Origin of the sequence: Solemya velum gill symbiont, from assembly GCF_002020255.1 — a bacterium.
Taxonomy (GTDB): Bacteria; Pseudomonadota; Gammaproteobacteria; order Chromatiales; family Chromatiaceae.
Genome location: NZ_MPQG01000030.1, coordinates 1 through 8,452 on the forward strand (window position 1 = coordinate 1; position 8,452 = coordinate 8,452).

An 8,452-nucleotide genomic window follows, 5' to 3' on the forward strand; every position below is an offset into this window, starting at 1 on the left:
CTCCTCTAACTTTGGTCGGTGAGAGAAGCTACCTATGCTACCGCAGCTTGCCCTCTAACCAACTCTGTTGAGTTGCACTTGGAAATTGAATTCACGATAGATTGTAGACTTTATTCCTGATAGTTATTAGCACCCCTGCCATGGTGCCAATGATAATCACTCTTGTTTCACACACTCATCTTCTGTTTTTCAAAGCCCATGAACTGCTGACTGCAAACACGGTTTTTGAGAGTGCCAATATCAGTGATTTCAATTTCCAACTTGTCACCGTCGCGTAAATACCTCTTGGGGTTTAGGCTTCCACCTGAGCCATCTGGTGACCCGGTGGCAATCATGTCACCCGGTTTCAGATCGATGGTATGCGAGATATAGCAGATCAATTCCTCGATCGGGAAAAGCATCTCCCTGACCGATGCAGACTGCACGGTGTCACCGTTTAATCGCGTCTCGATTCGAACTTCAGTTACATCGGGAATATCGTCCCTGGTCACCATCCATGGTCCGCATGATCCGGAATTGGCAAAATTCTTACCCGCATGGATACTCTGTTTCTGCCAATCCCTGACTGATCCGTCGTTCATGATAGTAAAGCCTGCGATATGTTCAAGCGCATCCTGTTGCGAGATATAGCGCCCGCCCTTTCCGATGATGCAGACGAGTTCCCCTTCATAGTCATAGCTCAGGCCTGCCTCACCCGGAGGCATCTCCAACTCATCGGCATGTCCGACCAGGGTGCCCTCGAGTTTTGAAAAGAGCAGGATATTTTCAGGTTCCGGCGGTTTATCGATATCGACCGGGTAAACTTTCTGGTAGTTCATTCCTGCGCAGATGACTCTGCGGGCATTCGGTACTGGCGGCAACAGGCTGACTTCATTCAATGAATAGGCCTTCGTGCCATTACAGGAACGTTCAAGCTGCTCAAGTGCATTTGCCTCAATGACATCTCTCAGGCTGGCATGAATAGAGATGAAATCCGTTCCGGGCACAAACACCTCTCCGTTCCGGATAACACCATATAGAGGATTTTTGTTACCTTTCAGGGTAAAGCTGGCCAGTTTCATCGTGATGCATCTTTTAGAGTGATACGTGTTGGGCCTGATCCTTTTCGAGAGCCAGGTCCACCGCTACCGACGCGACCGCAAGGTCCTGCAGGCCCACACCGGTGCCATCAAACAGGGTGATTTCATCAGCATGGCTTCGCCCCGGATGTTTGCCGTTGATGACATCACCGATTGGCGTGATATCCGACTCACTGATCGCGCCACTCTCGATGGCATGCTGGTTTTCGCCAATGGTGATTGATTGGACGATCTCGTCAGTGAACAGGGTGGCGCTTTCAACCAGGGCTGTATCCACTTCCTGCTTACCCTTTGTGTCTGTACCCATACAGGCAATATGAGTACCAGGTTTGATCCACTCTTTCATCAGTAAGGCTTCAAATGCTGAAGTGATGGTAATGATGACATCAGCCTGTGCACATAACTCTTCCCGTTCTACAGATTCAAAAGGCAAGCCCAATTCATCAGCTACTGCCTTCAGCCCGGGTAACATCTCAGGATGCGGATTCCAGGCAACAACTTTTTCGAAATCACGTTGATCCGCGGCAGCACGCAACTGGAACTTTGACTGGTGACCGGCACCAACCATGCCCAGCACCTTGGCATCCTTTCGAGCCAAATGATTGATCGAGACTGCTGATGATGCTGCCGTACGTACAGCGGTCAGGTAATTGCCACCAACCATGGCCTTCAACCTGCCGGTATCAGGATCAAACAGGAACACCGTCGACTGATGATTGGGAATACCCAGGTTCACATTACCAGGCCAGTACCCGCCAGACTTCACACCCAGGCTCATACCCGCCCGGTCGAAACCGGACTTGAATCCGTACAACGCATCGGCATGGCCGATCGCTTCCCTGACAACCGGAAAGTTGTAGGCATCCCCTCTTGCCATCGCGGCAAAAACACTTTCCACCGCTGTAAAAGATGAAGCACGGTCGATAACCTCTTCGCAAGTTGCCTCGGAAACGACAACCACTCCTTTTTCGGCTTCCATTACTGATAAAGGTTGATTCATGATTTCACTCCTGATTATCTGGACCGGAGCATGCAACCGCTCCGGTCCACAAACCTGCTTTTAATATGCCTTACCACGTGCACTCACTGGCCACAGCGATTCAACCTTTCCGTTGCGTACGCCGACATACCAGTCGTGGACGTTACAGGTTGGGTCACAATGTCCGGGCACCAGTTTCAGCTTGTCATTGACCTTTAACGCATTACCTGAATCTTCAATCACGCCATGTTCATCGGAGCATTTAATGTACTCAACATCATCGCGGCCAAATATGTATGGCAGGCCACTATCGATTGACTGCGCCTTGAGCCCGGCGTCACAGATGGCCTTATCGCTTTTGGCGTGGCTCATGACAGAAGTCAGAATAAAGAGTGAATTCTTGAATTCAGAAATCGGCTGATCCTTTTCGTCATGAATGGTCTGGTAATCTGCGTCCATGAAAGCGTAGGAACCGCATTGGAGTTCGTTGTATACACCGGAAGCCCCCTCGAAGTAGTAACTGCCGGTACCACCGCCACCGACAATGTCGCACTCAAGGCCTTCGGCCTTTAGCATCTCCATGGATTGCTTCACCATGTCTACCGCGATATCAATCTTCTCCTTGCGATCCTCGTAGCTTTTCATATGTTGCATCGCGCCCTGGTATGCCTGGATACCTGAGAACTTCAAACCTTCTGCTGCTTCAACGGCCTTGGCAATGTCCACAACCGGCTGGCCAGCGGACACACCACAACGACCGGCGCCACAATCGATCTCAACCAGCACCTCAATCTCTGTTCCATGACGAACAGCTGCCTCAGACAGCTCTGCCACGTTATCAATGTCATCCACACAGCAAATAGTACGTGCGCCGAACGTCGGCAGGTTGGCGAGTCGATCAATCTTGGCCGGGTCACGCACCTGGTTTGAAACCAGGACATCCTTGATACCTGCGCGGGCAAAAACCTCGGCTTCGCTCACCTTCTGGCAGCAGACGCCGCAGGAGTTACCTTTCTCAATCTGGTAGTTCGCCACGTCGACCGACTTGTGCATTTTGCCGTGCAGGCGGTGACGTATACCCATCTTTTCGCAATAGGCACGCATCACTTCTATGTTGTGTTCGAATGCATCAAGGTCCACGACCAGGCACGGGGTCTGGATATCCGCTTCATCCATACCGATACTTGCAGGAATGTCGTAACCAACTTCATATGTATCTAAATTGACTGTTGCGTTCATTGTTTTACTCCAGGTTTCAGTTTTTGTTCCAGGGCAGGTTGTCGAGGTCGACATTACCGCCGGTAATGATTACGCCGACCCGTTTACCTTGAAAAATTTCTTTGTTTTTAATGATGGTTGCCAACGGCACTGCGCTACTTGGTTCCATCACGATCTTCATGCGTTTCCAGATCAGTTTCATCGCATCGACAATTTCTTCTTCGGTTGCGGTCAGGATGTCTGTGACATGATTCTTGACGAAGTGCCAGGTCAAGTCCTTCAACGGAACCTTGAGACCATCTGCGACTGTTTCCGGTGCATCGTCGGCAATAATGTGGCCAGCATGCAGAGAGCGTGCAGCATCGTCAGCATTCAAGGGTTCAGCAGCATAAATCTTGATATCCGGAGCAACATTGGAGAGTGTCAGGCAAGTACCGGAGACCATGCCGCCGCCACCGATAGGCGCGACGACCATCTCCAGGTTCTCGACCTGCTCATTCAGTTCCAGCGAGCAGGTTCCCTGCCCTGCGATGACGCGAGGGTCATTATACGGATGGACAAACTCAGCACCGGACTCGGCCACGACCTGGGCAAAAGTGGACTCTCTTGAACTGAGCGATGGCTCACATTCAACGATGGTTCCACCATATCCCCTCACTGCATCCTTCTTGGCCTGCGGTGCTGAGTGTGGCATGACGACCGTGACCGGAATGCCGCGCCGACCAGCAGCGTATGACAGCGAGAGAGCATGATTTCCAGAGGAATGAGTCGCAACACCAACTGCTGCTTTATCTTCCGACAGGCTGAATACCGCGTTCGATGCTCCACGCGCCTTGAAAGCTCCGGCTTTCTGGAAATTTTCGCATTTGAAAAACAACTCTGCACCGGTCAACTCGTTCAGGAATGTTGATGTCAATACCGGGGTGCGATGGATATACGGCTTGATACGTTCATGCGCTATCAATACATCATCGAATGTCGGGATTATCATAGTCTCAGCCTGTATGGTCATGACGAACTCCTGTTGTTTATTCTCATTCGGTTATATTTCTGCACCCTGATGACACCGGTAACCGTGGTAATCGGATCCTTCAGGTCATGCATGAAATAGCTCCGGATGAATCTTTCGTCTCAGTTTCAATGGAGCTAAAGTAAATGACTGGAATGATTTTCGCAATACGGATATGTTTTCATATAATGAAATTATCAAGGGACACATCATCTACTCCCTTATTTAATGCGGTTTTCAGATCGATAACTGATATTTTTTTCATATTGTGAAACTATAATCGTGTTATTTTTTATTTGTAGTGAGGGAAAACATTTGCGTTATTGTGCTTTTATGTAATAATGAATCATATTTTTTACATTATGAAAACCCCACCTTCCTACCAGGATTGATGACAGATGAAAGAAAACAACAAGGAGTACCGCATCCAGGCGATCGACCGCGCCACAGAGCTATTAAACGCAATAGCGCGCTATCCGGAACCGGTCAGCCTGAAGATCCTGAGTGCAGAGACAGGCTTTCATAGCTCAACCACTTTCAGAATTCTCGCTGCGCTGATCCACAACCGGTTGGTAGAAAAGGACAGTGCCGGCAACTACCGACTCGGCATGCGCCTGCTGCAACTGGGTGCCAGGCTTCACAGCAATATTGACATACGCTCACTGGCGATGCCCATAATGGAAGACCTTCGCGACAGACTGAACGAATCGGTCAACCTGACGATCCGGGAAGGTGACGAAGTGGTCTATATCGAAAAAGCCACGCCAAAACGCATGATGCACGTTCAACAACTGGTTGGAAGCCGGGCACCACTGCATGTAACTGCAGTCGGTAAATTGATGCTGGGTGTTGCAGGTGATGAAGCCATAGACGGCTATGCAACACGTACAAACCTTCCTGCCTATACAAGAAATACTATCAACAGTGTCGAGCGACTGAGAAAGGAGTGTAACGAGGCAGTCTCTCGCGGCTTTGCATTCGATAATGAAGAAGCAGAAATCGATGTCGGCTGTATAGGCGTACTCATCTATGACAATACCAATACTGCTGTTGCCGGATTGTCCGTCTCTTCCCCGATAGATCGACGCAGAGACGCCTGGGCCGATGATCTCATCGAAGCCGGCAAAAAACTCTCTGCACAACTGGGGCACTGATTGCTACGCAGAGTACTTTTATTATTTACCTGGTAGCTTATACCGGATAACTCTTATAAGGCGTGGGACTTTTCTATGTGAGGGTTAAAATGTGAATATGAAGAAAAATACAGATTGGAAGGAGACTGCAAAAAAGTTTTTGAGTTCACTCCTGATTGACAACCCCTCCCTGTTTGAAGCTCCCAGGGTGCCAGGAAAGGGACGTGGTCTCGACTATTACGCTACATCTGCTTTTCTTTCCGTATTGTCTACTACGTTACAAGAATTTCATTTCAATCATCAAAGATTACCAGACCTGGTTAACCTCCCGAAAACCTGTGATCATTTTTTCAAAATGAAATTTTTTAACCAGATGCTAATGCGGCCTAACCCGGCCAGTAAATTGAATGCCCGACGCTACATTCCGAACGAAATTAAAGATTTGATTAGGCCACCCGTTTGTTACTGGAGTTCAACAACGCCCACATTGCCGCCGGACGAGGAAATACCTGCTGGCACTTATTGGCTAAAACTTGATCTCGGTTGGCACGCACAAGAAATAATTGAATGGCCACCAAGCCTGGCAGAACGAAAGAGACTGAATGAAAAATGTGAAAGTTGGATGAATGGCCATCGTCATGGCCTTGCTAATGGTGAATGGTGGTACGGCATAGGAGAGCAGCGAATCTTTCTGGAAGAAGACCTTTCAGAAGTTATTTTACAAGGGACCGAGATAAAAATTTTTGTGCGAAACGGTCATCCGAAAATCTATCACAACGTGGTCTACGACAAGGAATACCCGGGATCTATGACGGTAAATTATTTTGATGCCAATAAACAAATAATTAAAGGCACAAGAAGTTACGGTAGAAATGGCGAACACACAATAACTGATCATATTCTAACGTCGATAGAGAATATTGATGAATACCTTTTGTGTGCAGCGGAAATCGGCAAACCTTTTGATTTGGTGCGTGTTGACATTTTCACAAAGAAAAATTCAAAACCTGTTCTTGGTGAACTCTCTTTCTGCGTTGGTTCAGGCACCCATGTGTACCACCCGGACACAATGGAAGAGACGATCCGTTCCGCACTATTTGAATAATAATAGTTTATTTCATCAAAACCGATCGGACGCTACAGAAACGCGTAGACGCACGATATCGCAGCCTCTGAGCTTGCTGTCGAGTGCGATGTTAAACAGCGCCAGATCGCGACTACGCTTTGCTATTTGCAGTCGAACGAGAATTGACCAAATTTCACGAGGCTTGAGAGGTGGCTTCTGGCCGATCAGCCGACCTTTGTTCCAGGGCGGCCTGGTTTTCGGATGGTAGGTGAGCAGATACATGTTGATTCCTCCGGATCGTGGTAGGAATCAAAGTATCGTTTCTCAATAACACCTTCCGACCCAAAGCGGACATTCAATGACTATACTTCGCTAATTGCTATACTTGTATCGTGTAAACAACAGTGAGGCAGATTACGATACACATGCTAATAAACTGACTTGAATGTCTCAGGAGAGCTTCAAGTAACTCAGTGATGAAATGTCTGCTGAAATCCAGAAGGCCGGACCAGCGTATGACAAAATGTAACTACATTGATGGTCATTATTACGAAATATTTCACCCCGGCTGGGGAGGCTTTGTTGAGGAACTGTTTTTTTACACTTCCCGCTACTACGGTGTGACTGAAGCCTTCCTACGTAATCTTACCGGCATACCTGACTTTTCAATGAGCGCCTATAAAGCAAAATGCCTGAGTGAATTACAAAAATCCGTATTGGCAACCATCCTGACCAAAGCACCTGACAGGGAAACCGGCCTGGCCGTTGTGAACATCATTAATAAAGTGAAAAAACATAAGGTCGATGTTGATAATGACCTGCTCGAAATATTCCCTCCAAGATCAGTGCATAAAACTCCCACTGAAGTACACGGCCCCCATAAGAAACACACACATCAGGTAGATATCAGTCCTATCGAACCCTGGCTGAACATGGCGAAAAGATTACAAATGGTAGTTGCTGTGCATAGTCATCACATCGAAATAGATATGCAGGTATTGGCGCGTCATTTAAATTCAGAGAACGAGACGATCAGGAACAACCTACTAAATAGCATCATCGATTTGCATAATGCAGGTTATGAAATACGAAATCATCCACATCTGACACATTCAGAGGCCCATCTGATTGGTGATGAAGGATCTACTTAAATTAGCCTATCACCCAAGCCACTTCGTAATAACCTCAAATGATCTGTTGATCCAGAATGTTCCGGAAAATAATATTGCGTCTGCTTTTGGCCGAAAGCAGGCTTTCACGGGTAACTAGTCAGTTCAACCATGCTGAACGACCGCTTCCGACCCAAAGCGGACGTTTATCTATGAAGGATGGCAATGAGGGAAATTATGATATTCCTTTTTCCTGAAAAAAAGGTTTGAATTTCATATCTTCCTCAAGAATATGATTTGTCCACCAGTCAACGAAGAATTCCAATATGAGTGGAGAAAGTTTGTATTTATTGCCACTCACTACATCTTTGGAAAAATGTTCCAATGCAATAATGAAGTCTCCGTGTGATTCCTTATGTTGATCAAAATCTGGATAACCATGTTTTTTCATCAACATTTCTTCATATTTCAGATGAAGTTCTGCATATTCCACCATTTTAGACAGAATTTCTTGATCTGGTTCATATTGATGTCCATCTTCATGATTGGCAGACAACTTGTTTATCATTGTGACGATCATCTGGTGTTGTTCATCTAATTTGCTTACACCAACACTGTATTCATCAGTCCAGTTAATTCTGTTCACTCTATTACCCACTTTGAAAACTTCACCATCGCAATTTAACACATACAATTATCATATTAATAGTCGATTGATTCGTTTCGTCTTGAACAGATTTTCCGTGTGAATGACCGCTTTTGGCCGAAAGCAGTCGTTCAACTTGTCGACTGACCTATTACTCTCTTAAGAGTGAAGTGTGAACTGAACGGTGGCGGATTAATAGCCAAACCGACTGTG

At 47.0% G+C, this 8,452-nt stretch carries 8 protein-coding genes and 1 pseudogene; 3 read left to right on the forward strand and 6 right to left on the reverse strand.

Translation table 11 applies throughout. The features are described 5' to 3' along the window. Positions 1-167: 167 nt before the first annotated feature. Genes BOW06_RS12625 through bhcB form a run of 4 tightly spaced genes read right to left on the reverse strand, consistent with a single transcriptional unit; the run spans position 168 to position 4,288 of the window. Positions 168-1,061: a fumarylacetoacetate hydrolase family protein gene (locus BOW06_RS12625; RefSeq protein WP_078453969.1), complete on the reverse strand. Its 894-nt coding sequence runs from the start codon at positions 1,059-1,061 to the stop codon at positions 168-170. A 13-nt stretch (positions 1,062-1,074) separates the two neighbouring features. Further along, positions 1,075-2,079, reverse strand: a complete 1,005-nt coding sequence (bhcD, locus tag BOW06_RS12630) for an iminosuccinate reductase BhcD (RefSeq protein WP_078453360.1) — start codon at positions 2,077-2,079, stop codon at positions 1,075-1,077. Positions 2,080-2,139: 60 nt separating this feature from the next. Beyond that, positions 2,140-3,297, reverse strand: a complete 1,158-nt coding sequence (gene bhcC, locus BOW06_RS12635; protein WP_043118540.1) for a 3-hydroxy-D-aspartate aldolase BhcC — start codon at positions 3,295-3,297, stop codon at positions 2,140-2,142. Positions 3,298-3,313: 16 nt separating this feature from the next. After that, positions 3,314-4,288, reverse strand: a complete 975-nt coding sequence (gene bhcB / locus BOW06_RS12640; RefSeq protein ID WP_078453359.1) for a beta-hydroxyaspartate dehydratase BhcB — start codon at positions 4,286-4,288, stop codon at positions 3,314-3,316. 395 nt (positions 4,289-4,683) lie between these two features. On the opposite strand from bhcB, the gene BOW06_RS12645 reads away from it, so the two are divergent. Both BOW06_RS12645 and BOW06_RS12650 read left to right on the forward strand, forming a co-directional pair. Next, positions 4,684-5,439: an IclR family transcriptional regulator gene (locus BOW06_RS12645; protein ID WP_043118536.1), complete on the forward strand. Its 756-nt coding sequence runs from the start codon at positions 4,684-4,686 to the stop codon at positions 5,437-5,439. 91 nt (positions 5,440-5,530) lie between these two features. Beyond that, a complete protein-coding gene (locus tag BOW06_RS12650; RefSeq protein WP_179116022.1) occupies positions 5,531-6,523 on the forward strand; it encodes an ATP-grasp domain-containing protein in 993 nt (330 codons plus the stop codon). 36 nt (positions 6,524-6,559) lie between these two features. Here the strand turns inward: BOW06_RS12650 and BOW06_RS12655 are convergent. Beyond that, a pseudogene (locus tag BOW06_RS12655) lies at positions 6,560-6,766 on the reverse strand (integrase); the annotation flags it as partial. Between the two features lie 194 nt (positions 6,767-6,960). Between BOW06_RS12655 and BOW06_RS12660 the strand changes: the two are divergent. Then, positions 6,961-7,635, forward strand: coding sequence for a hypothetical protein (locus BOW06_RS12660; RefSeq protein WP_078454852.1), 675 nt, complete (start codon positions 6,961-6,963; stop codon positions 7,633-7,635). Between the two features lie 193 nt (positions 7,636-7,828). Here the strand turns inward: BOW06_RS12660 and BOW06_RS12665 are convergent, their stop codons facing one another. After that, positions 7,829-8,239 carry a bacteriohemerythrin gene (locus BOW06_RS12665; protein ID WP_179115185.1) on the reverse strand — a complete coding sequence of 137 codons (411 nt, stop codon included), beginning with the start codon at positions 8,237-8,239 and terminating at the stop codon, positions 7,829-7,831. Positions 8,240-8,452 lie beyond the last annotated feature (213 nt).